At 61.1% G+C, this 25333-nt stretch carries 25 protein-coding genes and 2 tRNA genes; 18 read left to right on the top strand and 9 right to left on the bottom strand.

Annotated elements, in window-relative coordinates:
- Both GRI65_RS04900 and GRI65_RS04895 read left to right on the top strand, forming a co-directional pair.
- Complete coding sequence (locus tag GRI65_RS04900) at positions 1-1311, top strand: dihydrolipoamide acetyltransferase family protein (RefSeq protein ID WP_160755367.1); 1311 nt, start codon at positions 1-3, stop codon at positions 1309-1311.
- Between the two features lie 120 nt (positions 1312-1431).
- A tRNA-Asp gene (locus tag GRI65_RS04895) sits at positions 1432-1508 on the top strand.
- Positions 1509-1566: 58 nt separating this feature from the next.
- Here the strand turns inward: GRI65_RS04895 and GRI65_RS04890 are convergent.
- The 4 genes from GRI65_RS04890 to GRI65_RS04875 all read right to left on the bottom strand — a co-directional run bounded on the left by GRI65_RS04890 (position 1567) and on the right by GRI65_RS04875 (position 3151).
- Positions 1567-1779 (bottom strand): DUF2842 domain-containing protein, encoded by a 213-nt coding sequence (locus GRI65_RS04890; protein WP_160755366.1) that lies wholly within the window; start codon positions 1777-1779, stop codon positions 1567-1569.
- Entirely contained in the window at positions 1769-2332 is a 564-nt protein-coding gene (locus tag GRI65_RS04885) for a 5-formyltetrahydrofolate cyclo-ligase (RefSeq protein WP_232843912.1), read from the bottom strand. The genes GRI65_RS04890 and GRI65_RS04885 overlap by 11 nt, the downstream gene beginning before the upstream one ends.
- Before the next feature lie 217 nt (positions 2333-2549).
- Positions 2550-2960 carry a cell division protein ZapA gene (locus GRI65_RS04880; RefSeq protein ID WP_160755364.1) on the bottom strand — a complete coding sequence of 137 codons (411 nt, stop codon included), beginning with the start codon at positions 2958-2960 and terminating at the stop codon, positions 2550-2552.
- Positions 2957-3151: a hypothetical protein gene (locus GRI65_RS04875; protein ID WP_160755363.1), complete on the bottom strand. Its 195-nt coding sequence runs from the start codon at positions 3149-3151 to the stop codon at positions 2957-2959. Before GRI65_RS04875 ends, GRI65_RS04880 begins: the two co-directional genes overlap by 4 nt.
- A 266-nt stretch (positions 3152-3417) precedes the next feature.
- Between GRI65_RS04875 and tkt the strand changes: the two genes are divergently transcribed.
- Genes tkt through GRI65_RS04855 form a run of 4 tightly spaced genes read left to right on the top strand, consistent with a single transcriptional unit; the run spans position 3418 to position 8114 of the window.
- The gene (gene tkt / locus GRI65_RS04870) at positions 3418-5427 is read left to right on the top strand and encodes a transketolase (protein ID WP_160755362.1); all 2010 of its coding nucleotides are present in this window, start codon (positions 3418-3420) and stop codon (positions 5425-5427) included.
- Positions 5428-5442: 15 nt separating this feature from the next.
- A complete protein-coding gene (gap, locus tag GRI65_RS04865; RefSeq protein ID WP_160755361.1) occupies positions 5443-6450 on the top strand; it encodes a type I glyceraldehyde-3-phosphate dehydrogenase in 1008 nt (335 codons plus the stop codon).
- A gap of 12 nt (positions 6451-6462) precedes the next feature.
- A complete protein-coding gene (locus tag GRI65_RS04860; protein ID WP_160755360.1) occupies positions 6463-7662 on the top strand; it encodes a phosphoglycerate kinase in 1200 nt (399 codons plus the stop codon).
- Positions 7659-8114 carry a PaaI family thioesterase gene (locus tag GRI65_RS04855; protein WP_160755359.1) on the top strand — a complete coding sequence of 152 codons (456 nt, stop codon included), beginning with the start codon at positions 7659-7661 and terminating at the stop codon, positions 8112-8114. Before GRI65_RS04860 ends, GRI65_RS04855 begins: the two co-directional genes overlap by 4 nt.
- A gap of 13 nt (positions 8115-8127) precedes the next feature.
- Here the strand turns inward: GRI65_RS04855 and GRI65_RS04850 are convergent, their stop codons facing one another.
- Positions 8128-8883: a flavodoxin family protein gene (locus GRI65_RS04850; RefSeq protein ID WP_160755358.1), complete on the bottom strand. Its 756-nt coding sequence runs from the start codon at positions 8881-8883 to the stop codon at positions 8128-8130.
- A 145-nt stretch (positions 8884-9028) separates the two neighbouring features.
- Here GRI65_RS04850 and GRI65_RS04845 point away from each other — a divergent pair, with 145 nt between their 5' ends.
- The 4 genes from GRI65_RS04845 to GRI65_RS04830 all read left to right on the top strand — a co-directional run bounded on the left by GRI65_RS04845 (position 9029) and on the right by GRI65_RS04830 (position 12627).
- Complete coding sequence (locus GRI65_RS04845; RefSeq protein ID WP_160755357.1) at positions 9029-9922, top strand: fructose bisphosphate aldolase; 894 nt, start codon at positions 9029-9031, stop codon at positions 9920-9922.
- A gap of 40 nt (positions 9923-9962) precedes the next feature.
- A complete protein-coding gene (gene thiE, locus GRI65_RS04840) occupies positions 9963-10625 on the top strand; it encodes a thiamine phosphate synthase (RefSeq protein WP_160755356.1) in 663 nt (220 codons plus the stop codon).
- 132 nt (positions 10626-10757) lie between these two features.
- Complete coding sequence (locus GRI65_RS04835) at positions 10758-11930, top strand: L,D-transpeptidase family protein (protein ID WP_232843911.1); 1173 nt, start codon at positions 10758-10760, stop codon at positions 11928-11930.
- Between the two features lies 1 nt (position 11931).
- Positions 11932-12627: a M23 family metallopeptidase gene (locus GRI65_RS04830; protein ID WP_160755354.1), complete on the top strand. Its 696-nt coding sequence runs from the start codon at positions 11932-11934 to the stop codon at positions 12625-12627.
- Between the two features lie 21 nt (positions 12628-12648).
- Here GRI65_RS04830 and GRI65_RS04825 read toward each other — a convergent pair whose 3' ends face one another.
- On the bottom strand, positions 12649-13059 hold the full coding sequence (locus tag GRI65_RS04825) for a hypothetical protein (RefSeq protein ID WP_232843910.1): 411 nt from the start codon (positions 13057-13059) through the stop codon (positions 12649-12651).
- 97 nt (positions 13060-13156) lie between these two features.
- On the opposite strand from GRI65_RS04825, the gene efp reads away from it, so the two are divergent.
- The 4 genes from efp to GRI65_RS04805 all read left to right on the top strand — a co-directional run bounded on the left by efp (position 13157) and on the right by GRI65_RS04805 (position 17189).
- Positions 13157-13720: an elongation factor P gene (efp, locus tag GRI65_RS04820; protein ID WP_160755353.1), complete on the top strand. Its 564-nt coding sequence runs from the start codon at positions 13157-13159 to the stop codon at positions 13718-13720.
- 6 nt (positions 13721-13726) lie between these two features.
- A complete protein-coding gene (locus GRI65_RS04815) occupies positions 13727-14545 on the top strand; it encodes an inositol monophosphatase family protein (protein ID WP_269816283.1) in 819 nt (272 codons plus the stop codon).
- 61 nt (positions 14546-14606) lie between these two features.
- A tRNA-Leu gene (locus tag GRI65_RS04810) sits at positions 14607-14691 on the top strand.
- 296 nt (positions 14692-14987) lie between these two features.
- On the top strand, positions 14988-17189 hold the full coding sequence (locus GRI65_RS04805) for a spermidine synthase (RefSeq protein WP_332872598.1): 2202 nt from the start codon (positions 14988-14990) through the stop codon (positions 17187-17189).
- A gap of 371 nt (positions 17190-17560) precedes the next feature.
- Here GRI65_RS04805 and GRI65_RS04800 read toward each other — a convergent pair whose 3' ends face one another.
- Positions 17561-18130 carry a DUF1993 domain-containing protein gene (locus GRI65_RS04800; RefSeq protein WP_160755351.1) on the bottom strand — a complete coding sequence of 190 codons (570 nt, stop codon included), beginning with the start codon at positions 18128-18130 and terminating at the stop codon, positions 17561-17563.
- Between the two features lie 175 nt (positions 18131-18305).
- Here GRI65_RS04800 and GRI65_RS04795 point away from each other — a divergent pair, with 175 nt between their 5' ends.
- Positions 18306-20105 (top strand): SLC13 family permease, encoded by a 1800-nt coding sequence (locus GRI65_RS04795; RefSeq protein WP_202391098.1) that lies wholly within the window; start codon positions 18306-18308, stop codon positions 20103-20105.
- Between the two features lie 26 nt (positions 20106-20131).
- Complete coding sequence (locus tag GRI65_RS04790) at positions 20132-21466, top strand: amidohydrolase (protein ID WP_160755350.1); 1335 nt, start codon at positions 20132-20134, stop codon at positions 21464-21466.
- A 105-nt stretch (positions 21467-21571) separates the two neighbouring features.
- Here GRI65_RS04790 and GRI65_RS04785 read toward each other — a convergent pair whose 3' ends face one another.
- Together GRI65_RS04785 and GRI65_RS04780 are read right to left on the bottom strand one after the other, a co-directional pair.
- Complete coding sequence (locus GRI65_RS04785) at positions 21572-21766, bottom strand: hypothetical protein (RefSeq protein WP_160755349.1); 195 nt, start codon at positions 21764-21766, stop codon at positions 21572-21574.
- Between the two features lie 31 nt (positions 21767-21797).
- Complete coding sequence (locus tag GRI65_RS04780; RefSeq protein WP_160755348.1) at positions 21798-23396, bottom strand: isocitrate lyase; 1599 nt, start codon at positions 23394-23396, stop codon at positions 21798-21800.
- Between the two features lie 164 nt (positions 23397-23560).
- Between GRI65_RS04780 and GRI65_RS04775 the strand changes: the two genes are divergently transcribed.
- Positions 23561-24937, top strand: a complete 1377-nt coding sequence (locus GRI65_RS04775; protein ID WP_160755347.1) for a helix-turn-helix domain-containing protein — start codon at positions 23561-23563, stop codon at positions 24935-24937.
- A gap of 80 nt (positions 24938-25017) precedes the next feature.
- Positions 25018-25308, top strand: coding sequence for a hypothetical protein (locus GRI65_RS04770; protein WP_160755346.1), 291 nt, complete (start codon positions 25018-25020; stop codon positions 25306-25308).
- Positions 25309-25333: the final 25 nt, after the last annotated feature.

The raw sequence follows: 25333 nt of genomic DNA, 5'->3' as shown, positions 1-25333 counted from the left end.
ATGGCCCGTTTCACATTCAACCTGCCTGACATCGGTGAAGGCATTGCCGAGGCCGAGATCGTTGCTTGGCACGTGAAGGTCGGCGACCGGATCGAGGAAGACGACCAGATTGCCGACATGATGACCGACAAGGCGACGGTTGAAATGGAAAGCCCTGTTTCGGGCAAGGTGCTCGAAGTCGCGGGCGAGGCTGGCGATGTGATCGCGATCGGCTCGATGCTGGTGGTAATCGAAACCGATGGCGAAGTTTCCGAAGATGACGTGAGCGAAAACGACGTCGCCGAGCGCATCGAGGTCGAAAATCCCGACGCGTCGGATGCAGATGATGCGATTGCCGCCGTTGAAGGCAAGGAAGAACCGGAACCTGCGCCCGAGCCGGCGAAGGCCCCTAAAGCTGCTGCGAAGCCTACTCCGGCACCTTCCGCGCCACACGGTAGGCAGAAAGTCTTGGCGTCCCCCGCTGTGCGCCAGCGTGCGAAGGACCTCGGCATCGACCTGTCAGAAGTGAAGCCCGCAGCTGATGGCCGGGTTCGCCATGCCGATCTCGATGCGTTCCTGTCCTACAACGGTGCGAACGGCTTTGCTTCGGCTGGAACCCCACGCAAGGATGAGGAAATCAAGGTAATCGGCCTCCGGCGCCGGATTGCCGAGAACATGCAGGCCGCCAAACGCCATATCCCGCATTTCACCTATGTCGAGGAATGTGATGTCACCGAGCTGGAGCGGATGCGCGCGCAGCTGAACGACGGCCGTGGGCAAAAACCGAAACTGACGATGATGCCGCTGCTCATCGCGGCGATCTGCAAGACTATCCCCCAGTTTCCGATGATCAACGCGCGGTATGATGACGAGGCGAACGTCGTCACCCGCCACGGCAGCGTCCATCTCGGCATGGCTGCGCAAACCGATAACGGGCTGATGGTGCCGGTCATCCGCGGTGCCCAGTCGCAGAACCTGTGGCAGCTGGCGCGCGAAATCAGACGCCTCGCGGAAGCGGCGCGGGACGGTACGGCAAAGTCTTCAGAACTGTCCGGTTCGACGCTCACATTGACATCGCTCGGCCCGCTGGGCGGGGTGGCGACGACGCCGGTGATCAACCGGCCCGAGGTTGCGATCATCGGCCCCAACCGGATCGTCGAGCGCCCGATGTTCGTGCCTGATGGCATGGGCGGGGAGCGGCTGGAGAAACGCAAGCTGATGAATATCTCGATCAGCTGCGATCACCGCGTGGTCGATGGTTATGATGCCGCAAGCTTCGTTCAGGAGATCAAGAAACTGCTCGAATCGCCCGCATCGCTGCTGGCCGATTGAGCGGCGTTGCAGGCTATTTCGCGAGATCGAAAAAAGAGCGGTTTTTTGTCACTGTTCTGCGTTGACAGCACCAGCGCTCTCGCCTAGTTGCCCTGCTTCCCAAGCGGTTCAGACCGTTATGCGGGTGTAGCTCAGTTGGTTAGAGCGCCGGCCTGTCACGCCGGAGGTCGCGAGTTCAAGTCTCGTCACTCGCGCCATTGGGGCGCCTCATTTCACAATAGAAATATGGCGGCCAATGGCCATCGGAACGGGGTTTCAGCCCCAGCGGCCGGTTTCCATCCAGATCAGGAAATTCCGAAGCGGGAGCAACCATGCGACCCCGAGCACGAGGTAGATCACCGTCAGGAAGCCCACGTGCAATCCGGCAATCCACTGGCTCGCCCACATCACCGCCAGCGCATAGACCGCCAGTGCTGTCAGCAATCCGAGGATGCCGACCGGGATTCGCCATGTTGGTCTATCGCGCATTGAATGGTCCATAGATACGGGTGGGGGTGACGACCGCGTCCAGCCGCTTGTCGTGGGCTTCGGCAGGAAGATTGCCAATCAGCTGCATATCCCACCCCAGACCAACCGCGATGACGTCCGGTTGGGCCGCCAGCCAGCGGTCGTAATAGCCGCCGCCTTGCCCCAGCCGGTGGCCGTCCTCGGTAAAGGCTATCAGCGGCACGAACACGGTAGCAGGCGTTACGACTGGCGCATCCGCGCGCGGCTGCATCAAATCGTGCGGACCCGGTTCGAGATCGCTTTGCTCGAACGGGTCGGTGTGGGCGCAAAATTCCATTGCGCCTGCTTCGGCGCCGAGGCGGGGCAGGGCGAGCTGGTGGCCCGCCTCGAAGAAAAACCTGGCGTAACCTGCGGCCGGCGCTTCTGCATTTGCCGCGTGGTACAGGCCAACCACCGCATCGGCAGGGATCAGGTCCATCACCGGCTCGGGAGGGCGTTTGAACAACAGCGCCTGAATGCTGGCGGGCAGGCTGGCGACATGGTCGCGCCGCGCCTTGCGGAGTGCGGTTCGCAAGGCTGCTTTATTGGTCAATTTGCGCCTCGCGTGAAATAAAGTAGCGGAACCACCGTGGTCTTGCCTTGAGATCCTCTGACGCGAAAACGTCAGGTGGGCGCCATATGATCCGAAGCCCCGTGCGAAACGGTACTTCGGGCAGGGACAGCTCCCTAGGAATGCTTATAGCCTCAGGGATGTTCGTCGGCTCGTGCCGGGTAGCTCCGCCGAGACCTATTTAGTCCTTCGGAGCCTTGGTCTCAAGCTTATCCGCACAATTTTCGAGCAATTCGGCAAATCTTTCCAGCGCAGGTGCAAGCTCGGCACTGTCGGCGGGCCATCCTGCACCGGCTCCGGCAGGAGACGAGTCGCCCATTTCTTCAACCCGCGCGGCTAGCGAGTCGCGTTCATCCGCCATCTTTTGTCTCGACTTCTCGGCGCTAAGCACGGTCGTGCGCGCCTCGTGAAGTTCATCCGCCAGCAGGAGGGCGGCAAACAGCATGTTCTGCGAATCCGGCCCGGCCGGATTGCCCATCTGGGCGAATTTCTCATCGATCATCCCGCCCAAATTCGCGATGTGCGCTTCCTCGCCGTCCGCGCAGGAAACGGTATGGCGGCGACCGCCGATCATCAGGGTGACCTCGCTCACTGTTCCAACCCTTCGAGAAGATCATCCAGTTCTTTCAAACTGTTGGTCACTGCCTCTCGCAGGTTTTCATGGCGAGCGGCGAGGTCCGAAGTTACCTCCGGAGCATCGCCGATCCGCTCCGCCAGATCGGCAATCCGGCCCAGCGCGGATTCGATCCGCCTGGTTGCCTGTTCGATCCGTTCCTCGCTCATGCTGGTTAATTTACTTCAACTGTTCTTTTAACGCAAAGCTTTGCAACGTCCTGTTGATAAGCATCCTCGGCCAACAGGCCGACGCTTGCGATGAAGTGCAGGTTTGGGGATGCAAGGCGGCGCTGTCCTTGACCTTCAGCCACGTGTCCGCGAAGGGTTCGCGCGCTGGCTCATAGGCCGAATCGAGTGTCCGACTGGTCTGGCGATTGGCCCCTTCATGGGCCGATATCGGCGCGTTTCGCGCTGCTGAATTCAGGAGCCTGTCTATGAGCCTCGATGCATCCCGCCTTGCCCCCATGGCCAATGCCATTCGCGCTCTCTCGATGGACGCGGTGCAAGCCGCGAATTCCGGGCATCCCGGCATGCCGATGGGCATGGCCGACGTCGCGGCGGTGTTGTGGTCCGATTATCTGAAGTTCGATCCGGCTGATCCCCATTGGCCCGACCGCGACCGGTTCGTGCTGTCGGCGGGCCATGGTTCGATGCTGATTTACTCGCTGCTGCACCTGTCCGGCTATGCGCGTCCGACGATGGAAGACATCCGCAATTTCCGCCAGCTGAGCAGCCCTTGCGCGGGTCATCCGGAGAATTTCCTGCTGGACGGTGTCGAATGCACCACGGGTCCCCTTGGCCAGGGTCTCGCGATGGCTGTGGGCATGGCGATCGCGGAGCGTCACCTTAACACGCAGTTCGGCGATCTGGTCGATCATCACACCTGGGTGGTCGCGGGTGATGGCTGCCTGATGGAAGGGATCAACCACGAGGCGATCGGTCTTGCGGGGCACCTGAAGCTTGGCCGCATGATCGTGCTGTGGGACGACAACAACATCACCATCGACGGGGCGGCCGCCCTTTCCACCAGCGAAGATATCCCCGCCCGCTACCGCGCCACCGGATGGCACGTGGTCCACTGCGACGGGCACGATTACGCCGATATCCGCCGAGCGCTGGACGAGGCGGTAGCCGACGAGCGTCCGTCGCTGGTCGCCTGCAAGACGGTGATCGGCAAGGGAGCCCCGACCAAGCAGGGCACTTCCGCCACACATGGCGCACCTTTGGGTGCGGACGAAATCGCCGCCGCCCGCGAAGTATTGGGCTGGGATGCGGCACCGTTCGAGGTGCCGGATGACATTCTGGCGGACTGGCGCGCGACCGGTGACAGCGGCACGGCGTCACATTCGAAGTGGCGTCAGCGCCTTGAGGCGGACCCCGAGCGCAAAGACGCGTTCGAAAACTGGATGGCCGGGATTGCCGACCTCGCGGCGCCAGCCCTTGAAGAGCACATTGCCGAATTGGCGGCAGAGCCGAAGAATATCGCATCGCGCAAGGCGTCGGAAATGGCGCTCGGGGCGCTCACCGCCAAGCTGCCGCAATTGATCGGCGGATCGGCGGATCTGACGGGATCGAACAACACCAAGACACCCTCGACCGGTCCCTTGACGGCGGAGGATTATTCCGGCCGCTATCTGTATTACGGTATTCGCGAGTTTGGCATGGCCGCCGCAATGAACGGGATGATGCTTCACGGCGGAATTGTCCCCTACGGCGGTACCTTCCTGATCTTCAGCGATTATTGCCGCAACGCCATCCGTATGTCGGCGTTGCAGCAGGTCGGGGTGGTGTACGTAATGACCCACGATTCGATCGGCCTTGGCGAAGACGGCCCAACCCATCAGCCGGTCGAGCAGGTCATGAGCCTGCGCCTGATCCCGAACCTCAACGTCTATCGTCCGGCGGATGCCATCGAGACGGCGGAATGTTGGGCGCTGGCGTTGCAATCCCCGAGCACGCCCTCCGTCCTCGCACTATCCCGCCAGAACCTGGCGCCGGTTCGCGGCGAAGGGGACTCGGATTGGACTGCTGCCGCCAACCGCAGCGCGCGCGGCGCCTACCGCCTTCGTGCCGCCACGGAGGAGCGGCGGACGATCCTGATCGCGACCGGTTCGGAAGTGCAGCTGGCGATGGAAGTCGCTGACCAGTTGGAAGCACAAGGCGTGGGTGCTGACGTCATCTCGATGCCGTGCGCGGAATTGTTCGATGCGCAGGACGATGCGTACAAGGCAGACCTGCTGCCTGACGTCAGCCCGTCGGAAATACTGCGCGTGTCGATCGAGGCCGGGGTGACGATGGGCTGGGAACGCTATACCATGCTCAACGGTCTCAACATCGGCCTCGACCGGTTCGGCGCTTCTGCCCCCGCGGAAGATTTGTTCCAGCGTTTCGGTTTCACCGCGGATGCAATCGTTCCGCAGATACTCAACAAGATCAACGGCTAATCAGGAGTAATTGACATGGCGACCAAGGTTGCAATCAACGGTTTCGGACGCATCGGCCGGCTCGTTGCCCGGGCCATCCTCGAACGCAGCGACCATGACCTCGAACTGGTTGCGATCAACGACCTCGCCGATGCGCAGGCCAACGCGCTGCTGTTCCAGTACGATTCCACGCATGGCCGTTTCCCCGGTGAAGTGACGTCGGACGGCTCCAGCATCACCGTCAATGGCAAGCGGATCGCGGTGACCTCCGAACGCGAACCGGGCAAGCTGCCCCATGCCGACATGGGGATCGACCTGGTCCTGGAATGCACCGGCTTCTTCCAGTCGCATGAGGCTGCCCAGCCGCATCTTGATGCCGGTGCCAAGCGGGTGCTGATTTCCGCGCCGGCGAAGAATGTCTCCGCTACAATCGTTTACGGCGTAAACCACGACACATTGACGGCAGAAGACGTGATCGTTTCGAACGCCAGCTGCACCACCAACTGCCTCGCTCCGGTGGCCAAGGTGCTCAACGACACGGTCGGCATCGAGCGCGGCTTCATGACCACGATCCACAGCTACACCAACGACCAGCGGATGCTCGACCAGATGCACAGCGACATGCGCCGGGCCCGCGGCGGTGCGCAGAACATGATCCCGACCACCACCGGTGCCGCGCGCGCGGTCGGGCTGGTCCTGCCCGAACTGAACGGCAAGCTGGACGGCAGCTCCGTCCGTGTGCCGACGCCGAATGTCAGCCTGATCGACCTGGTGTTCACGCCCAAGCGCGATACCTCGGTGGAAGAACTGAACAACGCCCTGAAGGCCGCCTCCGAAGGCGCGATGAAGGGCGTGCTGTGCTATACCGACCAGCCGCTGGTCAGCAGCGACTTCAACCATTTCCCCGCCAGTTCCACAGTCGACAGCCTGGAAACCACGGTGATGGAAGGCAAGCTCGCCCGCGTGGTGTCGTGGTACGACAACGAATGGGGCTTCTCCAACCGCATGATCGACACGGCGGGCGTCATGGCCCGCCTGATCTAGGAACCGAACCCGATGGCAATGTTCAAGACACTCGATGATCTGGGTGACGTCACCGGTAATGTGGCGCTCGTCCGGGTCGACCTGAACATGCCGATGGATGGCGGTTCGGTAACCGACACGACCCGGGTGCAGGCTTCCGCGCCGACCATCCTGGAGCTGGCCGACGCCGGAGCGAAGGTGCTGCTGCTGGCGCATTTCGGCCGGCCCAAGGGCCAGCGCAATTCGACCATGTCGGTCAGCATGACGCTGGACGCGGTGGAGGACGTGCTCGGCCGCGAGGTGATGTTCATTCCCGAAGTGTACGGCCCGGTGGTTGAACAGAGTGTCGGGATCCTGCGCAGCGGCGACATCGCCATGCTCGAAAACACGCGCTTCTGGGCGGGTGAGGAGGCGAACGATGCGGAGTTCTCGGCAGCGATCGCGGCCAATGGCGATTTCTTCGTGAACGACGCATTCTCCGCGGCGCACCGGGCCCACGCCAGCACCGAAGGGCTGGCTCATTTGCTGCCATCCTACGCCGGACGGGCGATGGAGAAGGAACTGAAGGCTCTCGATGCGGCTCTGGGCAATCCGGAACATCCGGTGGCGGCTGTTGTTGGCGGAGCCAAGGTTTCGTCGAAGCTGGCGGTGTTGGAACATCTGGTGGGCCGGGTCGATCACCTGATCATTGGCGGGGGGATGGCCAACACCTTTCTAGCGGCGCGCGGAGTGGATGTCGGAAAATCTCTCTGCGAGCATGATTTGACTGACACCGCCAACGCGATCCTCGACGCAGCGGACCACGCTGGCTGCACGGTGCATCTGCCTTATGACGTCGTGGTCTCAAAGGAATTCGCCGCGGACCCAGCGAGCCTGCGGACATGCAATGTCCATGAAGTCGCCGCTGACGAGATGATCCTTGATGTCGGTCCGCAAGCTGTCGAAGCCTTGGCCGACGTGCTCAAGACCTGCCGCACTCTGGTTTGGAATGGCCCCATGGGTGCGTTCGAGACCCGTCCCTTCGATGAAGCGACTGTGGCGTTGGCCCGCACGGCGGCGGCGCTGACGAGCGAAGGATCGCTGGTCTCGGTCGCCGGGGGCGGCGACACCGTGGCGGCGCTCAATCACGCCGGAGTTGCCGCTGATTTCACTTATGTTTCAACCGCCGGGGGCGCTTTCCTCGAATGGATGGAAGGCAAGGAATTGCCCGGCGTGGCGGCGCTGCGCGCATGAGTGAGAATGAAGCGGTCGGTGCGAGCGGCGGCCTGATTACGGTAACCGAAGGCGAGTGGGCCGGGTGGTCCACCTGGCACAGCGATGCCTTCGAACAGCGCGCAGGACCGTTCTACGAGAAAGTCGACGAGGATGGCGAGGTCGTATGTGCCTTCCGCGCAGAACCTCGTCACATGAATGGAGCAGGGTTCATGCATGGCGGCTGCCTGATGACCTTCGCCGATTCGGCGTTGTTCAGCATCGCGGTCGCGGCGTTGGACGGCGGCCACGGCGTGACCATGCATCTGGCAGGCGACTTCCTCGATCCCGCCCGCGAAGGGCAGTTGATCGAGGCGCGCGGGGAAGTTGTCCGGGGCGGCGGCAAGACGATCTATGTGGTCGGCAAGGTGACCGCCGACGGTATCCCGGTGCTCAGCTTCAACGGGATCATTCGTAAAATCAGCCCGCGATAGGCTGGCAAACCGGTTAGCGGTAGTCGGGGTTGGGTGCGTCGAACCGGCGGCCTTCGCTCCATAGCTCCGTGGAATTGCCGTGCGCTGGTATGCCGCCAGCGTCCTTCAGCATTCGCGCAAAGTGCAGCATGTTCCAGGTTGCGAAGGTAGTGTTCCGCCGGGTGAAATCGTTGTCCATGCCGTGGGGCGGGCCGTCCTCGCGCTCATCGCCGAAGGATGGGCCGGGGCCCGCTTCGCCGATCCATCCTGCATCGGCCTGCGGAGGGATCGTGTAGCCAATATGCTGGAGCGAATAGAGCACACCCATGCCGACATGCTTGATGCCGTCTTCATTGCCAGTGACCATACAGCCGCCAACTTTGCCGTAGAAAATATACTGGCCCTTGTCATTGGTCTGGCCGGAGTGACCGTAAAGCCTTTCGATCACGCGCTGGCAGATCGAGGATTTCTCACCCAACCAGATCGGCGTTGCGAGGATGAGGATATCGGCGGCGTCGACTTTTTCCCAAAGCTTTGGCCAGTCGTCGCGGTCCCAGCCATGTTCGGTCATGTCCGGATAGACACCCGGAGCAAGGTCGAAGTCGGCTACCCGTACACGCTCGGCGTTCACCTTGTTCCGGTGGAGGATTGTTTCAACGATTCCCAGCAACTTGTCCGTATGCGAACCCTGAGGTGTCGGCTTGAGCGTGCAATTAAGGATTAGCGCTTTGAGGTCACTAAAATCGGTAGTGTTTTCATCGCAAAGCTTTTCCTGGGTTTCGTCGAGCATCGGTGTTCCTCCTTCGATCTATCGACGCAACGCACGGAAGGCCGGTTTGTCTCCAAATTGCCGGGCCGTAGGCGGTTGCAGTGCAGCAAACCGGTGGCTAAGGCCCGCGCACGCATTCGTATGCAGAAGATAGGGAATCGAACCGATGCACTCGCAGGAAATGACCGCCAAGATCGCCAACGGACACGGCTTCATCGCCGCTCTCGACCAAAGCGGCGGCTCCACCCCCAAGGCGCTCCGTGGCTACGGCGTCGACGATAGCGAGTGGTCCGGCGAGGACGAGATGTTCGGCAGGATTCATGATATGCGTTGCCGGATCGTCACTTCCCCCAGCTTCAACGGCGAGAAGGTGCTGGGCGCGATCCTGTTCGAGAAGACGATGGATGGCTGTGTTGCCGATGGCACTTCCGTCCCCGACGCCCTCAAATCGCGCGGCATTGTGCCGTTCCTGAAAGTGGACAAAGGCCTGGAAGACGAGGCGGACGGCGTCCAGCTGATGAAACCCAACCCGACGCTCGACGCGCTCCTGGAAAAGGGCAAGGCGGCCGGCATCTTCGGGACCAAGATGCGCTCGGTGATCCAGTCGGCTAATCCCACCGGGATCGCGGCGATCGTCGATCAGCAGTTCGAAGTTGGCCGCCAGATCCTGGGTCACGGTCTGATGCCGATCATCGAACCCGAAGTGAACATCAAGGCGGAAGACCGGGCGCAGTCAGAACAGCTGCTCCTGGCCGAAATCCTCCGCGCGCTGGAGGCGCTGCCCGAAGGAGAGCAAATTATGCTGAAACTTTCGCTGCCGGTCGAAGCCAATCTCTACAAGCCTCTCGTCGACCACCCCAAGGTCCTTCGCCTTGTCGCTCTATCAGGTGGTTTCAGCCGCGAAGAGGCGTGCGCGCATCTGGCCCGGAACAGCGGCATGATCGCCAGCTTCAGCCGCGCCCTGCTGGAAGAATTGCGGGCCGGAATGGACGACGCGGAATTCGATGCGTCGCTGGCATCAGCAATCGATGACATCCAGGCGGCTTCGGTCGCGGGATAACGGGCTTGGCGGCAGCGGCCGCGCGGGGTAAGTGCGCGCGATGTCCAACACCCTGACCCGCTGCCAGCTGTATCTGATTTCCCCGCTCGATGTCGGCGGAGATTTTCCCGCCCGTCTCGAACGCGCATTGTCCGCGCCGGAGGGCAAGAGCCCGATCACCGCGTTCCAGTTTCGCGTGAAGGGCATTGGCCAGCATGAAGCGGCCGATCTTGCGAAGCCGCTGCAGGAAATCTGCGCGGCGCATGAAGTGGCGTTTATCGTCAACGACGATGTGGCGCTCGCCAAGCGCCTCGGTGCCGACGGCGTCCACCTCGGACAGCAGGATGGTTCCGTTCGCGATGCGCGCGAGGAACTGGGGCGCGATGCGCAGATAGGTGTAACCTGTCACGGCAGCCGCCACCTGGCGATGGAAGCGGGTGAAAACGGCGCGGATTACGTCGCTTTCGGTGCGTTCTTCCCGAGCACTACCAAAGACTCCGGCCATACTGCTGACATTGAACTGATCGAATTCTGGAGTGAGTTGTTCGAAATCCCGAGCGTTGCGATTGGCGGGATCACCCCTGAAAATTGCGCGCCGATCATCGCCGCCGGTGTGGATTTCATCGCGGTCTCCGGTGCCGTCTGGAACGGCGACGAAGCGGCTGCGGTACGGGCGTTTACCGAGTGCATCCGGTCGGTCGAGGTTAATCGGCACCGGGACTGATTTCAGCGACTTATCACCATGCAATAGGCCAAGCCGAGGAACCCAATGGCCCGGCGAGGTGTTTCATTCCCTGATGATTGCTTCCGCCCGAGCGGGAGCGCGACACAGGGAAAATTCATGCGGAAAGTTATAATGTCAGCGTCGCTCCTGGCGCTCGCAGCCTGCGGCTTCAACGGAACAGATTCGAACTCGCAGGAAGCCGAGGTTGAAACAGCCGCGACGAACGATACCGATAACCTCGCCGACGAGATGGCTTCCCGTGACGACGCGTCAGGCAAAGAAACCTCCGATGACATGCCTGACAGTACCCAGCGCCCGGTGATGCAGGCGCAAGTAGTGCTCGACCGCCAAGGCTTCGGTCCGGGGGTTATCGACGGCAAGATGGGCATGTCGACCAAGAATGCGCTCAGCGGATTTCAAGAAGCAAGCGGGCTCGAAGTTACCGGCGAGTTGGACGAGGTCACGAAGCAGAAGCTGGCGCAGTGGGACAACATCTCGGCAACCCGCGTCGTTACAATTCCGGACAGCTGGTCCAGCGTTTCGTTCACGCCGGTGCCCGATAACCCTGCCAAGCAGGCCGAGATGGACCGCCTGGGTTATAATTCGCTCGACGAAAAGCTGGCCGAACGGTTCCACACGACGGTGGAGGTTCTGAAAAGCCTGAACCCGGGCGGCAAGCCCGCTGGGGCGGCAAATGCCGGTCCTTCGCCCGAGACTTCGTCATCGCAAAGCGCGGATACGAGTTCGAATGCGCCTACCAAGGCTGTTTTCTCGGTCGGCCAGCAAATCCGTGTGCCAAACATCGGCGCCGACCGTATCGTGCCCGGCGCGATCGAGAACGAGGGTTGGTCGAAGACCCTCGCTTCTCTCGGTGTCGGTAGCGAGCAGCCCGAAGCAAAACGAATTGTCGTCAGCAAATCGGAAGGCACGCTGAAGGTCTACGACGCGCAGGAAAAGCTGATAGGTCTGTTCACCGTGACAACCGGTTCCGAAAACGATCCGCTCCCGCTGGGCGACTGGAAGGTCAAAGGTGTCGCCTACAACCCGCCATTCGCTTACGATCCCGAATTGTTCTGGGACGTGCCCGACGACAACGCCAAGCAACAATTGCCGCCGGGACCCAACGGTCCGGTCGGAGTGGTCTGGATCGATCTGTCGAAGGAACATTACGGAATTCACGGCACGCCCGAACCGCAAACGATCGGCCGAACGCAGAGCCACGGCTGCGTGCGCCTGACCAACTGGGATGCAGCGAGGGTGGCAGGGATGGTCAGTCCGGGCACAACAGTGCTATTTGAAGCCTGACATGGCATCTTCCTGGATCGATCGCACGCTGACTATCGTCATCACGGCCACGATAACGTCTGCCGTCTGGATCGTCGCGGGCGGCACGTTGATGGAAATGTCCGACAGTGCAGGCCAACGCAATTCGACGCGTCCAGCGGACGCAGCTCCTAGTCCTGCAACAGTTCCCGAAGCTATCCTCGCACGTCCCACGGGCGAACCGACAGAGGGCAGTTCCCTGCTTGATCAAGGCGGAATAGTCCGGCCCGGGGCAGGGCGGAACAATGACCTGATGGTCCCGGTACTGAACGTCCGGCCGTCCGACCTGACCGATTCATTTACCGACGCACGCGGCGATACCACCAATTTGCATGAAGCGATCGACATCATGGCGCCGGAAGGGACGACAGTTGTCGCGGCCGCGCCCGGCACGATCGAGAAAATGTTTACATCGAAGGCGGGCGGAAAGACGCTCTACGTCCGCTCGGCTGATCGGCTGACAATCCATTATTATGCGCATCTGTCAGAATACGCACAAGGCCTGAGGGAAGGGCAGCGCATTCGCCGGGGGCAGCGGCTGGGCGGCGTCGGCAGTTCGGGCAACGCGTCGGAAGAAGCTCCGCACCTGCATTTCGCTATTCTGCGGACCACCGCGGATGCCGAATGGTGGGAGCCGGCAAACGCGATTAATCCCTACACGTTGCTTACCAAAAAATAGGAGGCAGACGGGTAAGCGTGGTTACCGCGCGAAACCCGACCTGACGCAGCGCACACGGCCCGGTTCACCCTTGTCGTCGATCCAGCGCAGGGAATCCGATCCGGTCCGTTCGAACTTCAGCCCCTTGAGCGGGCCGCGTGTGAACGTGACCCGCGTGCCGGTCAGCAAGTAAGTCCCGCTTCCCTGGTGGGTGCGATAGGTCGAGCCGTTGCCGATGGTGAAATTCCGGTCTTCCAGCGGGATCCACGCAGCACCGGCGGCATCACCGGGCAACGCGCAGCGGTATTGCCCTTGCGGCAGCGTGTCGAGCTTTCCGCCCGGCGCGGCGATTGCGGCGCTGCCAAGGCCGAGCACGGCAGCAAAAAGGGTCAGGATCAATCCGTTCATGGGCATCTTCATGCCGCCGGTTCCTAACAGTGCGGTACGTGACATGCCAGCTATCCTTGCCGCACAGGCAGACGTGGGTTAAGGGCGCGGCCACAATACGGGCACAGCGCCCGCATTTTACGAAAAACAAGGTTTACTGCTCATGAAAATCAGCGGCGTGGACATTCGTCCCGGCAACATCATCGAATACGAGACGGGTATCTGGAAAGTGGGCAAGATCCAGCATACCCAGCCCGGCAAGGGCGGGGCCTACATGCAGGTCGAAATGAAGAACCTGGTTGATGGCCGCAAGACCAACGTGCGCTATCGCAGCGCCGACACGGTCGAGAAGGTTCATCTGGACACCAAGGATTTCCAGTTCCTCTATGCGGAAGACGACAGCCTGATCTTCATGGACAAGGACAATTACGAGCAGATCACCTTGCCCAAGGACCTGCTTGGTGACGCCGCGGCGTTCCTGACCGACGGCATGGACGTGTCCCTCGAACTGTATGACGAAAAGCCGATCAGCGTTGCGCTGCCAAGCCAGGTCGAAGCAACCATCGTCGAAGCGGATGCCGTGGTGAAGGGGCAGACCGCATCCTCCAGCTATAAGCCCGCCGTGCTCGAAAACGGCGTGCGGGTGATGGTACCGCCGCATATCGAAAGCGGAACCCGCATCGTTGTCGATGTCTATGACCGCACCTATGTCGGCAAGGTTAGCTGAGCCGCCATGCAATTATCCGGTGTAATTCGAGTTATGGAACGTGCCGCCCGCAAGGCCGGCGCGCGTCTCCGACGTGATTTCGGCGAAGTCGAGCATCTGCAGGTAAGCCGCAAGGGACCCGCCGATTTCGTATCCAAGGCAGATCAGCGTTCCGAACGCATCCTGTATGACGAACTGCTGGCGGCGCGGCCTGACTGGGGCTTCGTGCTGGAAGAAGCGGGCGTCATCGAAGGCGATCCGGGCAAGCCGCGGTGGATCATCGATCCGCTCGATGGCACCAGCAATTTTCTCCACGGCATTCCCCATTTCGCGATCTCCATTGCGGCGCAGGAACCCAAGCTGGATGGCAGCGGCTGGGGCGATGTGTTCGCTGGCGTGGTCTATCAGCCGATCACCGACGAAACATTCTGGGCGGAAAAGACTCGCGGTTCCTGGCTGCAGGATGCGCGGCTCCGCGTATCATCCCGCCAGAGCCTGTCGGATTCGCTGATTGCGACCGGGATCCCGTATCAGGGCCATGGCAGTTTTTCCGAGTGGTCGAAGATCTTCGCTGCCGTCGGCCCGCAGGTTGCGGGTATCCGCCGGTTCGGCGCTGCCTCGCTCGATCTCGCGTGGCTGGCTCAGGGCCGGTATGACGGTTTCTGGGAAAGCGGTTTGAGCGACTGGGACACCGCTGCCGGTTGCCTGCTGGTGCGCGAAGCGGGCGGGTTCGTCAGCGACTACCGCGGGCGTAGCCTGCCCATCCATTCCGATCAGGTCGTAGCGGGGAATGACGTAATCCATTCCCGCCTGCACAAACTGGTCGCCGGCGCGCTGAAGGCGTGACGCGGAAAGCTTGAAGTCGCGGCGAAGCGGGGTTAAGCAGCCGCGCAGTCCGCAAAAGAGTGCCCCTGTGGTGGAATCGGTAGACGCGCTCGACTCAAAATCGAGTTCCTAACGGAGTGCCAGTTCGAGTCTGGCCAGGGGCACCATTTTCCTATTCCGATGATAGCATTGTCGGCACCCCGGGCGGGTGGATCGCTTTGCGCCCACCCCCGGTCTGTTTCCAGACTCAAGTACCCAAGTGCTTAATACTTCGAAGCGACAAGTTTTGGAGCGGCGAGTTCGAATGTACAAAACTGAACAGCTCATATTTCACGAATGTATCTCTGCGCGTCTTAATGGTTAATAAGCAAGCTTTCGCTATCGCTCGCGAGGTCTGCGGCAATTTGGTTGCTGCAAGTGCATTCGGGGGGATACGATGGCCAGTGTTGCGATAGCGCCGACAGTGACCGGCAAGCTCAAGAAGTTCCAGTTTGTCGCGGCGATCTTTGCCGGGTCTTTCTTGCTCTTCCTGGTTCAACCGATGATCGCGCGCATGGCTTTGCCGCGTCTCGGCGGAGCGCCTGCGGTCTGGAACTCGGCGATGCTCGTGTACCAGCTGCTACTGCTCGGTGGTTATTCTTACGCGCATTTCATCGGACGATTAGCGCCTCGAACGCAAGGCGCGTTGCAGATCGCCATCCTGGCCTCCGCCTCCCTGCTGCTGCCGATCGGTCTCATCAGCGGCAATCCTCCCGCAAATGCCAACGTCCTGCTGTGGGTGCCGTGGCTCCTGTTTATATCGATCGGACCGCTGTTCCTGGCCGTGTCGGCGCAAGCGCCGCTCATCCAACGATGGTTCGCATTGACAGGCCGTGGCGATCCTTATCCGCTCTATGCAGCGTCCAACCTAGGAAGCTTTGGCGGCCTGATAGCGTATCCACTGGTAGTCGAGCCTTTCCTTTCGGTCGGAGTCCAAAGCGTTATCTGGAGCGTAGGCTACGGCTTCGTCATACTGGTTACGCTCTGGTGCGTTTTCGCGCTACCGGCAAAAGCTCCGGTCGCTGCTACCACGTCCGAGACCTCGGCCCCGCCTCTGTCGGATGTCATTTTCTGGATTGCCTTGGCCGCAATACCTTCTGGCCTGATGCTCTCGACGACGCTTCATATCACGACTGACGTTGTTGCGATGCCGATGCTGTGGGTCATTCCCCTGGGTCTTTACCTGCTCAGCTTTTCGGTTGCTTTCATGTCCCAGCGCGGACCGGCTGGATGGATGGGCAAAGTGGCGCCGTTTGCGCTGCTGGCTGCTGTCGGTGCACTTTGGTTCGAAATCGGTCTCGTCGGCTCGCTAGCCGTGGCAACCCTCAATTTGTTCATTTTGTCGGTCGCTCTTCATGGAACGTTGTATGACCGCAGACCGTCCGTCACTCATCTTACGGCCTTTTATTTATGCATGGCGATCGGCGGAGCCCTTGGAGGAGTATTCAACGCGCTGATTGCGCCGTTGATTTTCGACTGGACCTACGAGCATCTGTTCTGGCTTGCGGCCGCTGCCTTCGCCATCTCCACGCGGAGCCCTTTCGCCCGTTTCGCAAGCATGTGGAAAGGTGATCGGACTGCCGCTTCGCTCACGCGCTGGGGCGTGCCCGTAGTGCTGCTGTTGTCGGTGGCGGGACAAGGGCTTGGCAGCCTGCCATTTCAGGGCGCAGAATGGGGGGGCATGGCGGCTATGACGCTGACGGCGCTCGCAATTGTCGCGATAGGAAATCGCGTTTTGTTCGCGGCAACAATCATCGCCCTGATGCTCAGCCTCGGCGGATGGGGCAAGCTGTCACAATCCGCTGAACCTGGTGCAATGTCGCGCAGCTTCTTTGGCGTGTACACGATAAACTCGAGCGACGATGGTGTTCGCAAGCTTGCTCACGGTACCACATTGCACGGCATACAGTTGCTGGGTTCGGAAGACAGGCAACGAACTCCCACAAGCTATTACGCTGCCGATTCCGGCGTAGGGCTAGCACTCGCCGCTGCGCCGCGCATTTTTGGCGAGAGTGCCCGCTTCGGCATCGTGGGCCTCGGAACCGGGACTGTCGCTTGCTATGCGAAGCCTGGACAGACATGGCAATATTTCGAGATCGACCCGCTCGTGGTGGAGATTGCCAAGGATCCGGATCAGTTTACCTTCCTGTCGAAGTGCAGTCCGGACGCTCAGATCACTGTTGGTGATGCTCGACTAACCCTCGCAGATGCGGCGCCAGCCTCGTTCGACTTCTTGGCAATCGACGCCTTCTCGTCCGATTCGATCCCGATGCACCTGCTCACGGAGGAAGCCTTCGCCACCTATCGGCGTGCGCTCAAATCCGATGGATTGCTGCTGGTGCATATCACCAATCGCCATCTGGACCTGGCTCCGGTCATAGCCTCCGCAGCGCGGGACGGTTGGGTCGCGCGATCCCGTTCATACTCACCCTCGGCCCGCGACACCGCGCTTCTTCAAGCGTTTAAATCTCACTGGATCGCCTTGTCGCCCAGTGCCAAGTCGATAACTTCACTGGAAACTCTCAGCGGGCCAGTGAAGTGGGAAAATCTTCAGGATGAACCGAATTTCACGCCATGGACCGACGATTACGGAAGCATTCTTCCTACGTTGAGAGCGCTGAAGTGAACCGGACGCGAATGATAGAACCGGTAGTCGGGGCATCGGGGATTGGAGAGGATGCAGCGGCGTCTAGCAGATCAGGCGACTAGCCCGTTGGTAGCGGTCCAGATGATGCTCTTCGGCCACTTCAGGCAAATCCAGGTTTTGCCATTTCGCGCCATTTTCCGCGGGCCGGTGCCCAAATCGCGCTTTGCCTCTGATGAAACCTGGCATGCCTGATTTCCAACCCATCATCTATTCTCCGTCCTGTGCTTTCGTCAGGCGGTATGCCATGTCTAAAGGACAACTTCGTGACGTTCGGTGTCAAAACCGGAATGTTTGGGCGAAGAAATCGCGAAAGATTGGTGATCTGCCCAGCCGCCGCATTGTTGGGCCGCTCACTCGGCCTGCGGCATTGTTTCGGGCCTCAGGTAAGTGAACATGTGGGCGATGTAGTCTGCTTTCCCGAGGTCGACGCCGCGGCTGCGCAGGATCGCGTAGGCGGTCATCACATGAAAATAGAATTGGGCGATTGCCCAGTCCCTCGCATATTGTTCGGCGGTCAGATCGAAGATCATCCCGTTCGGGATCGTGTGCGCGATTGTTTGGCGCGCGTCAGTGTCCGGGTCAACGTCAGGTAACGCCTGCAGGAACGTCAAGGCTTCGCCAATCCGCGTCTGCGCGTCTGCGATCGTGCCGGGGTTGTCGCCCGCGCCCCGGCCCTCGTCGAGCAGCACCTGGACGGCAGGAGGAAATTCCTTGTTTCGCAGTCGGGACACCCCCTCCAGCGCTTGTACGCAGGCGAAACGTATCTGGGTGGCCAAGGGGAACATGTCGGGGGCAAGTCGTGCTGCGGGCAGATCCGCGGCATCGCCGCCCTGCAACTGCGCTTCGGCCTTACGAAGCCAGGCGGACAATGCGGTCAGCATTTGGACATAGGTCGGCGCAAGCAGGTTTTCCGGTGACACGGCAGGTCCTTCGAAAAGATGGGGGGCTTGGTGGGCAATCGAGCAATACGGTAACCCGTTCGGCATTTCCAAACGAGCGCAATCGCAGATTCCTCACCAACTTTCCTGTCGCCAAACAATTTTGCCGAATTCGCTTGTGTTTAGTCCCGCGCTTTGGGATTCGGCCCGCCAGACGATGTTGAGCATTCCCTCCTTCCACGCGATTGCGGCCATGGCGGTGACGATTGCGATGTTCGTCGCCTTCGCTCGCGGCCGGATGACCACCGAAATCGTCTCGCTGCTGACCATCGCGGTAATTGCGATCGGGCTATACTTCTTCCCGCTGGAAGGGACCGGGCCGACCGACGGGCTGGCGCTCGCCTTTTCCGGCTTCGGGCATTACGCGCTGATCACGATTTGCGCGCTGATGATCATGGGGCGCGGACTGGTGGTGACCGGAGCGCTGGAACCGGCGGCACGGTTTCTCGAAAAAGTCTTCAAGATCAATCTCCAACTCGGCTTGTTGGTATCGTTGCTGCTGGCGTTCTTCCTGTCGATGATCATCAACGATACGCCGGTTCTGGTGCTGCTGCTGCCGATCTTCGTTGCGCTGGCGGCGAAAGGGGCGCTTCCGGCCTCGAAAACGCTGATTCCGCTCAACGCGGCGGTCCTTATCGGCGGGATGGCGACGACCATTGGCACCTCGACCAACCTGCTGGTGGTGTCCATTGCGGGCGATCTGGGAATGCCTCCGATGAGCGTGTTCCACTTCACGCCGATCGTGCTGACCGCTGCGCTGGTAGCTCTGCCGTACCTATGGCTGGTGATGCCGCGCCTGCTCGGCGATAACCGGGTTGCCAAGGATGGCGGTTTGCGGCGGTTCCATTCCCGCTTGCGGATTGGCGAGAACAGCCCGCTGATCGGGCAGGAGATCTCCGCGATCATCAGCAAATTGCCGGCAGATCTGGAATTCATCGATCCGCCCGCCGGTTCGCTAAAGCCGCAACAGCGGCTGCGCATATCGGGCACGCACGAGGCGCTGGAAGAAGCGATGAGGTCCCTGCAGGGGGAAGCGGCCCCTGCGTGGGTGCTGGCGCGCATCCGGCGTAACTCTTCTTCCGCGAAGGAAGACATCACTGTCGTGGAGATGGCAGTGACAGCCGATTCCCGGCTGATCCGGCGCACGCTCCCCACTTCGGGAATTGCCGACCTTTATGGTGTTGCAGTTCTCGGTATCCACCGCCCGCGCACCATCATGGGTGAAGAACGCGTAGACACCCCCGGGACCGACATCCGCATTGCCGAGGGCGACGTTCTGCTGGTGATGGGTCTCCAGGACGACCTGCAGGAGTTTGCCCGCAGCGACAGTCTGCTGATCCTCGACGGGGCCCGCGAATTGCCGCGCCGCTCGAAAGCGGTCCTGGCGGGAGCAATCATGGTCGGATCGGTCGGTACCGCGTCGATCGGCTTGTTCCCGATTGCGATTTCCGCGCTTGGCGGGGCGATCCTGATGTTCGTGACCGGTTGCGTAAAGTTCGACCGCGTCGGCCGCGCGCTGTCCGCGAAAGTTATCGTCTTGGTCGCCGCAAGTATCGCGGTCGGGCGGATCATCCTCGATAGTGGAGCCGCGGCGTGGCTCGGTGAAACGCTGTCTCTTGGCTTGCAGTTCTTGCCGCCGGCAATGGTGCTCGCAATGATCATGCTGTTCGTGACGCTGCTGACGAATTTCGCCTCCAACGCGACCGCGGCCACTGTGGGCACGCCGATTGCGTTCAACATCGCGCAGCAACTCGGCCTGCCGCCGGAGCCGCTGATCCTGGCGGTGCTGTTCGGCTGCAATTTGTGTTATGCCACGCCGATTGCCTATCAGACCAACATGCTGATCATGGCGGAGGGCAGTTACGAGTTTAAGGACTACATCCGCACCGGTGTGCCGCTGGTCCTGTTGATGACGACGACATTATCGATCCTGCTGGTGATTACATACGGAATGTAGCTCGGCGGGACGCAAGGGAGACTGAAATGCTGAAGAAGTTCCTGCTGCCCGCGATTGCCGCTGCCGCCCTGACCGCGCCGATGAGCGCGCAGGCCGATGAATTAAGCGATGCCGTCGCAGCGGACATGCCGCAGCTTATGGACCTTTACCGCGATCTTCACGCCAATCCGGAACTGAGTTTCGAAGAGGTCAAAACCTCCGCCAAGCTTGCCGAGCGAATGCGCGCCCTTGGTTTCGAAGTGACAGAAGGCGTGGGCAAGACCGGCGTTGTCGCGGTGATGCGCAACGGAGCGGGCCCCACGATCATGCTCCGCGCCGACATGGACGGCTTGCCGGTGACCGAACAGACCGGGCTGCCCTACGCCTCCAAAGCCGTCGCGGTTCCGGCTTCGGGCGTGGAGACCGGCGTGATGCACGCCTGCGGCCATGACACTCACATGGCCGCGTGGATCGGAACTGCGCAATTGCTGGCGGAGCGTAAGGGCGAATGGTCCGGCACGCTGGTGATGATCGGCCAGCCGGCGGAAGAAATCGGGCTCGGCGCGAAGGCGATGCTGGATGACGGGCTGTACACCCGCTTTCCCAAGCCCGAAGTGGTGTTGGCGTTTCACGATGCGGCGCAGTTTCCGGCCGGGATGATCGGCTATTCGCCCGGTTTCGCACTCGCCAATGTCGACAGCGTCGATGTCAGCGTGAAGGGCGTAGGCGGCCACGGTGCCTATCCGCATACCACCAAGGATCCGATCGTGCTTGCCAGCGCCATCGTGATGAAACTGCAGACGCTCGTGAGCCGCGAAAGCAGCCCGCTCGACCCGGCGGTGATCACGGTCGGCAGCTTCCATTCCGGCTTCAAGCACAACATCATTTCCGACGAGGCGAAATTGCAGCTGACCGTGCGGTCCTACAGCGACGAATCGCGCAAGCTGCTGCTCGACGGTATCCGGCGGGTCGCGATGGGTGAAGCCATGGCCGCGGGCATGCCGGAGGACCGGATGCCGGTGGTGACACTGGAGAAAGACTACACCCCCTCGACCTACAATTCGCCCGACTTTACCGAGGAGGTCATGGCCGGCTTCCGCGAACGGTTCGGCGAAGCACGCGTGATGAAAGTGCCCTCCGTCATGGGCGGCGAAGATTTCAGCCAGTACCTGCGCGCATCGCCCGACGATACCAAGTCGCTGATCTTCTGGGTCGGCGGCGTTCCGCAAGCGGAATTCGAGCGGGCGCAGGCTGGCGAAATCGCCTTGCCGTCACTCCACAGCCCCTATTGGGCACCCGACGCGGAAAAGCTGATCGCGACCGCGACCGAAGCCATGACTGCGGCGACGCTTGGTCTGATGGCGCCATCAGCCGGCCAGTAGTCTACCGTCTCGCAAAATAATGATGGCCGCCGGGGCGTTAACCCCGGCAGCCATCATCTCCTCCCCAGGAGAAGGGCCGCTGCCATGTTTGGCTAGCTGGCGCGGTTAACCGCTGTAATAGGTGCCGAGCCGGTGGTGCAGGGCATTGATCCGGGCGAGTTCCTCGCGGTCCTCGGTTGTGCGGGCGTGGCTGGCCAGCGCGGCGCGGAGGAGTTTGAAATCCGCGGTCGAAAACAAGGCGCGGGCGCGGGAGGGTTCCGAACTTGTGGGTTCCGGGCTTTTGGCTTCGGTATCGGACATTGATCTGTTCCTCGATCTCTCGCGATTGCGCTCAGGCAGCCGCGAATTGATTCATCGTATTGTGGGCGCCGCCAGCTTTCAGCGCCGCTTCGCCCGCAAAATACTCCTTGTGATCATCCCCGACGTCGGAGCCGGACATGTTCTGGTGCTTCACGCAGGCAATACCCTCGCGGATTTCCTTGCGCTGGACACCCTTAACATACCCCAGCATTCCCTGGTCACCGAAATATTCCTTCGCCAGATTGTCCGTGCTTAGCGCGGCCGTGTGATAGGTCGGCAGCGTTATCAGGTGGTGGAAGATACCGGCCCGCGCCGCCGCATCGCGCTGGAACGTGCGGATTTTTTCGTCGGCTGCGGCGGCGAGATCGGTCGCATCATAATCCACGCTCATCAACCGGTCCCGGTCATATGCGGACACGTCCTTTCCTTCGTTTTTCCAGGCATCGTAAACCTGCTGGCGGAAGTTGAGGGTCCAGTTGAAGCTGGGCGAGTTGTTGTAAACCAGCTTCGCGTTGGGAACGACTTCGCGGATGCGGTCGACCATGCCGGCGATCTGTTCGATATGCGGCTTCTCGGTTTCGATCCACAGCAGGTCCGCTCCGTTCTGGAGCGAGGTGATGCAATCGAGCACGCAGCGGTCTTCCCCGGTTCCGGCGCGGAACTGGAACAGGTTGGACGGCAGACGCTTGGGCCGTAGCAATTTGCCTTCACGGCTGAGGAAAACGTCGCCGTTCTGGATCGCGGCGGGGTCGATTTCCTCGCAATCGAGGAAGCTGTTGTACTGGTCCCCCAGATCGCCTTCTTCCTTCGTGACGGCGATCTGCTTGGTCAGGCCCGCACCCAACGAGTCGGTCCGGGCGACGATGATGCCGTCCTCGACGCCCATTTCCAGGAAGGCGTAGCGGATCGCGCGGATCTTCTGCAGGAAATCCTCGTGCGGAACAGTGACCTTGCCGTCCTGGTGGCCGCACTGCTTCTCGTCGGAAACCTGGTTTTCGATCTGCAAGGCGCAAGCGCCCGCCTCGATCATCTTCTTGGCCAGCAAGTAGGTTGCTTCCGCGTTGCCGAAACCGGCGTCGATATCGGCGATGATCGGCACGACATGCGTTTCGTAATTGTCGATTGCGAGTTCGATCCGCTTGGCTTCAACTTCGTCACCGGAGGCGCGCGCGGCGTCGAGATCGCGGAACATGCCGCCCAGTTCGCGGGCATCGGCCTGCTTCAGGAAGGTGTACAGTTCCTCGATCAATGCGGGAACGCTGGTCTTTTCGTGCATCGATTGGTCGGGCAGGGGACCGAATTCGCTCCTGAGCGCGGCGATCATCCAGCCTGACAGATACAGGTAACGTTGCTTCGTGCTGCCGAAATGCTTCTTGATCGAAATCATCTTCTGCTGCGCGATGAACCCGTGCCAGCAGCCGAGCGACTGCGTGTATTGCGCGGGATCGGCGTCATAGGCAGCCATATCCCGGCGCATGATCTTGGCGGTATATCGTGCGATGTCGAGGCCTGTGTGGAAGCGGTTCTGCAACTGCATCCGGGCCGCCGATTCGGCACTGATCGCATCCCACGGCGCGCCTGCGGCAGCGATGGTCTGGTTGAGCAGGTTGATTTTGCCCTGATAGGTCATTGGCGTGGCTCCTGAATTATTTTGCCCGGTCCAACCGGACGACATGGCCATCGTTATCTGCCGAGAACCCGCCGAATTACAGGAAAAACACAAATATTCTTGTCAGCGATGCCTTATTGAGCGATACGGCGATGTAAGATTGTAAAGTTATTTACAGGTGTCTCATGGCTGAAGGTCCACTCTTCGCAGGCTCTGCAATGCGCCGCCTCCGCAAGCGCGAAGGGCTGACGCAGGCTGCCATGGCGGCCCGGCTGTCCATTTCACCAAGCTATCTCAACCTGATCGAGCGCAACCAGCGCCCGCTGACGGCGCGCGTCCTGGTGCAACTGGTCGACCGGTTCGATTTCGATTCGGCAGCCTTGCGGGAAAACGAGTCGATTGGCGGGATCGACGGGTTGGCACGCCGACTTTCGGACGAACGCTTCGCCGATCTCGGGATCGATCGGGACGAAGTTGCCGAGTTCCTCGCAGCGGCACCGCAGGCCGCGGCCGCTTTTGCCCGGATGTTCGATAACGCTGGCGATGCCCGGGCCGAGGCGGACGAGCCGCTGCAGGCGACGCGGCGTGAAATCGAGCGGTGGCGCAACCACTTCGCCGATCTGGACAACGCGGCGGAGGCGCTGGCGGATGAGTTGCGAATTTCCCGCGCCGATATCGGCAGCGCGCTGGCGGAGCGTCTGCGCGACAAACATCAATTGTCCCTCCGCATCCTCCCGCAGGAGGTGATGATGACTTCCGTGCGGCGGCTCGACCTGCACGCGCGCCAGCTGCAGATATCGGAAATGCTCGACCCGCCCGCGCGGAATTTCCAGGTTGCGATGCAGGTCGCCCAACTTGAGCAACGCGAAGCAATCGAGAACCTCGCGGCCGCGGGACGGTTTACCGACGATGCCGCGCGGCAATTGTTTCAGCGGCATCTGATCAGCTATTTCGCGGCAGCGTTGGTGATGCCCTATTCGCGTTTCCTGCGGGCGTGCGAAGCTACCGGTTACGATCTGCAAGTCCTGATGCGGCGCTTTGGCGTCAGTCTGGAACAGCTTGCCCACCGGCTGACGACCTTGCAACGCGTCGGCCAGAGGGGGCTACCTTTCTTCATGGCCCGGGTGGACCGCGCGGGGCAGTTCTCGAAGCGGTTCACTGGCGCCAGCGGCACGAGCATACTCGAAGGCAGCGGGACCTGTCCGCTGTGGATCCCGCATTCGGCGTTCGAACGGGCAGGGCAGTATTGCCGCCAGCTTGTGCATTTGCCCGAAGCGGGAGCGGCGCCCGCGAGTTGGCTGACCATCGCCCGCACGGTGGAGGGCAGCTTTTTTGACGGAGTCACGCGCTTCGCAATCGTGCTCGGTTTGGAGGCGCGCCTGGCCGGGAATCTTGCCTTGTCACGCGGGCTGTCGCTGGATGAAGCCAATGCCCAGTTGATCGGACCCGGCTGTGCGTCCTGCCATATCCAGAACTGCCGCCAGCGCTCGCTTCCGCCTAGGGGCGCGAAGCTTTATTTCGAGCAATTGAGCCATACCGACGCCCCCTTCCAATTCGGCTAGGGTTACGGCCGGTAATGTACGAATTTCGGGAACTTAGCGGTGCTTGCTTCATTTGGGTTTCAAGTTGAGGGAGTACTATCATGACCGAAGAACGCACAACCCGTGTTGAAGAACCCGATGGTTCGACCCACACCACTACGACCGTGGTGACCGACCATCCCGGACGAAGCGGCGGTGGCAAAGGATTAATGTTCCTCATCGCGCTGGTAATGCTGACAGCGGTCGCTTTTCTGGTGTTCTCCCAGATGGGTGACGCGGAAATCGCCAAGGACAATGCCGTGGCCGGCGCCGCGAATGACGTTGGTAATGCGGCTCAGCAAGCCGGCGATGCGGTGCAGGATGTCGCCAACGACGTCACCAACGGCGAGTAACCTGAAATTAAGGTTCGTGTCTGGC

This window comes from Allopontixanthobacter sediminis, from assembly GCF_009828115.1.
GTDB classification, from domain to species: Bacteria; Pseudomonadota; Alphaproteobacteria; order Sphingomonadales; family Sphingomonadaceae; genus Allopontixanthobacter; species Allopontixanthobacter sediminis.
The sequence above is the reverse complement of the archived record's forward strand: the minus strand, read 5'-3'. Positions and strand labels throughout refer to the sequence as shown.

What these genes read in the sequence shown, in the direction of transcription:
- GRI65_RS04900 (WP_160755367.1), top strand. Translation starts at nt 1, where the DNA reads ATGGCCCGTTTCACATTCAACCTGCCTGACATCGGTGAAGGCATTGCC.
- GRI65_RS04890 (WP_160755366.1), bottom strand. Translation starts at nt 1,779, where the DNA reads ATGCGCGATAGACCAACATGGCGAATCCCGGTCGGCATCCTCGGATTG.
- GRI65_RS04875 (WP_160755363.1), bottom strand. Translation starts at nt 3,151, where the DNA reads ATGAGCGAGGAACGGATCGAACAGGCAACCAGGCGGATCGAATCCGCG.
- tkt (WP_160755362.1), top strand. Translation starts at nt 3,418, where the DNA reads ATGAGCCTCGATGCATCCCGCCTTGCCCCCATGGCCAATGCCATTCGC.
- gap (WP_160755361.1), top strand. Translation starts at nt 5,443, where the DNA reads ATGGCGACCAAGGTTGCAATCAACGGTTTCGGACGCATCGGCCGGCTC.
- GRI65_RS04860 (WP_160755360.1), top strand. Translation starts at nt 6,463, where the DNA reads ATGGCAATGTTCAAGACACTCGATGATCTGGGTGACGTCACCGGTAAT.
- GRI65_RS04855 (WP_160755359.1), top strand. Translation starts at nt 7,659, where the DNA reads ATGAGTGAGAATGAAGCGGTCGGTGCGAGCGGCGGCCTGATTACGGTA.
- GRI65_RS04850 (WP_160755358.1), bottom strand. Translation starts at nt 8,883, where the DNA reads ATGCTCGACGAAACCCAGGAAAAGCTTTGCGATGAAAACACTACCGAT.
- GRI65_RS04845 (WP_160755357.1), top strand. Translation starts at nt 9,029, where the DNA reads ATGCACTCGCAGGAAATGACCGCCAAGATCGCCAACGGACACGGCTTC.
- thiE (WP_160755356.1), top strand. Translation starts at nt 9,963, where the DNA reads ATGTCCAACACCCTGACCCGCTGCCAGCTGTATCTGATTTCCCCGCTC.
- GRI65_RS04835 (WP_232843911.1), top strand. Translation starts at nt 10,758, where the DNA reads ATGTCAGCGTCGCTCCTGGCGCTCGCAGCCTGCGGCTTCAACGGAACA.
- GRI65_RS04830 (WP_160755354.1), top strand. Translation starts at nt 11,932, where the DNA reads ATGGCATCTTCCTGGATCGATCGCACGCTGACTATCGTCATCACGGCC.
- GRI65_RS04825 (WP_232843910.1), bottom strand. Translation starts at nt 13,059, where the DNA reads ATGTCACGTACCGCACTGTTAGGAACCGGCGGCATGAAGATGCCCATG.
- efp (WP_160755353.1), top strand. Translation starts at nt 13,157, where the DNA reads ATGAAAATCAGCGGCGTGGACATTCGTCCCGGCAACATCATCGAATAC.
- GRI65_RS04815 (WP_269816283.1), top strand. Translation starts at nt 13,727, where the DNA reads ATGCAATTATCCGGTGTAATTCGAGTTATGGAACGTGCCGCCCGCAAG.
- GRI65_RS04795 (WP_202391098.1), top strand. Translation starts at nt 18,306, where the DNA reads ATGTTGAGCATTCCCTCCTTCCACGCGATTGCGGCCATGGCGGTGACG.
- GRI65_RS04790 (WP_160755350.1), top strand. Translation starts at nt 20,132, where the DNA reads ATGCTGAAGAAGTTCCTGCTGCCCGCGATTGCCGCTGCCGCCCTGACC.
- GRI65_RS04785 (WP_160755349.1), bottom strand. Translation starts at nt 21,766, where the DNA reads ATGTCCGATACCGAAGCCAAAAGCCCGGAACCCACAAGTTCGGAACCC.
- GRI65_RS04780 (WP_160755348.1), bottom strand. Translation starts at nt 23,396, where the DNA reads ATGACCTATCAGGGCAAAATCAACCTGCTCAACCAGACCATCGCTGCC.
- GRI65_RS04775 (WP_160755347.1), top strand. Translation starts at nt 23,561, where the DNA reads ATGGCTGAAGGTCCACTCTTCGCAGGCTCTGCAATGCGCCGCCTCCGC.
- GRI65_RS04770 (WP_160755346.1), top strand. Translation starts at nt 25,018, where the DNA reads ATGACCGAAGAACGCACAACCCGTGTTGAAGAACCCGATGGTTCGACC.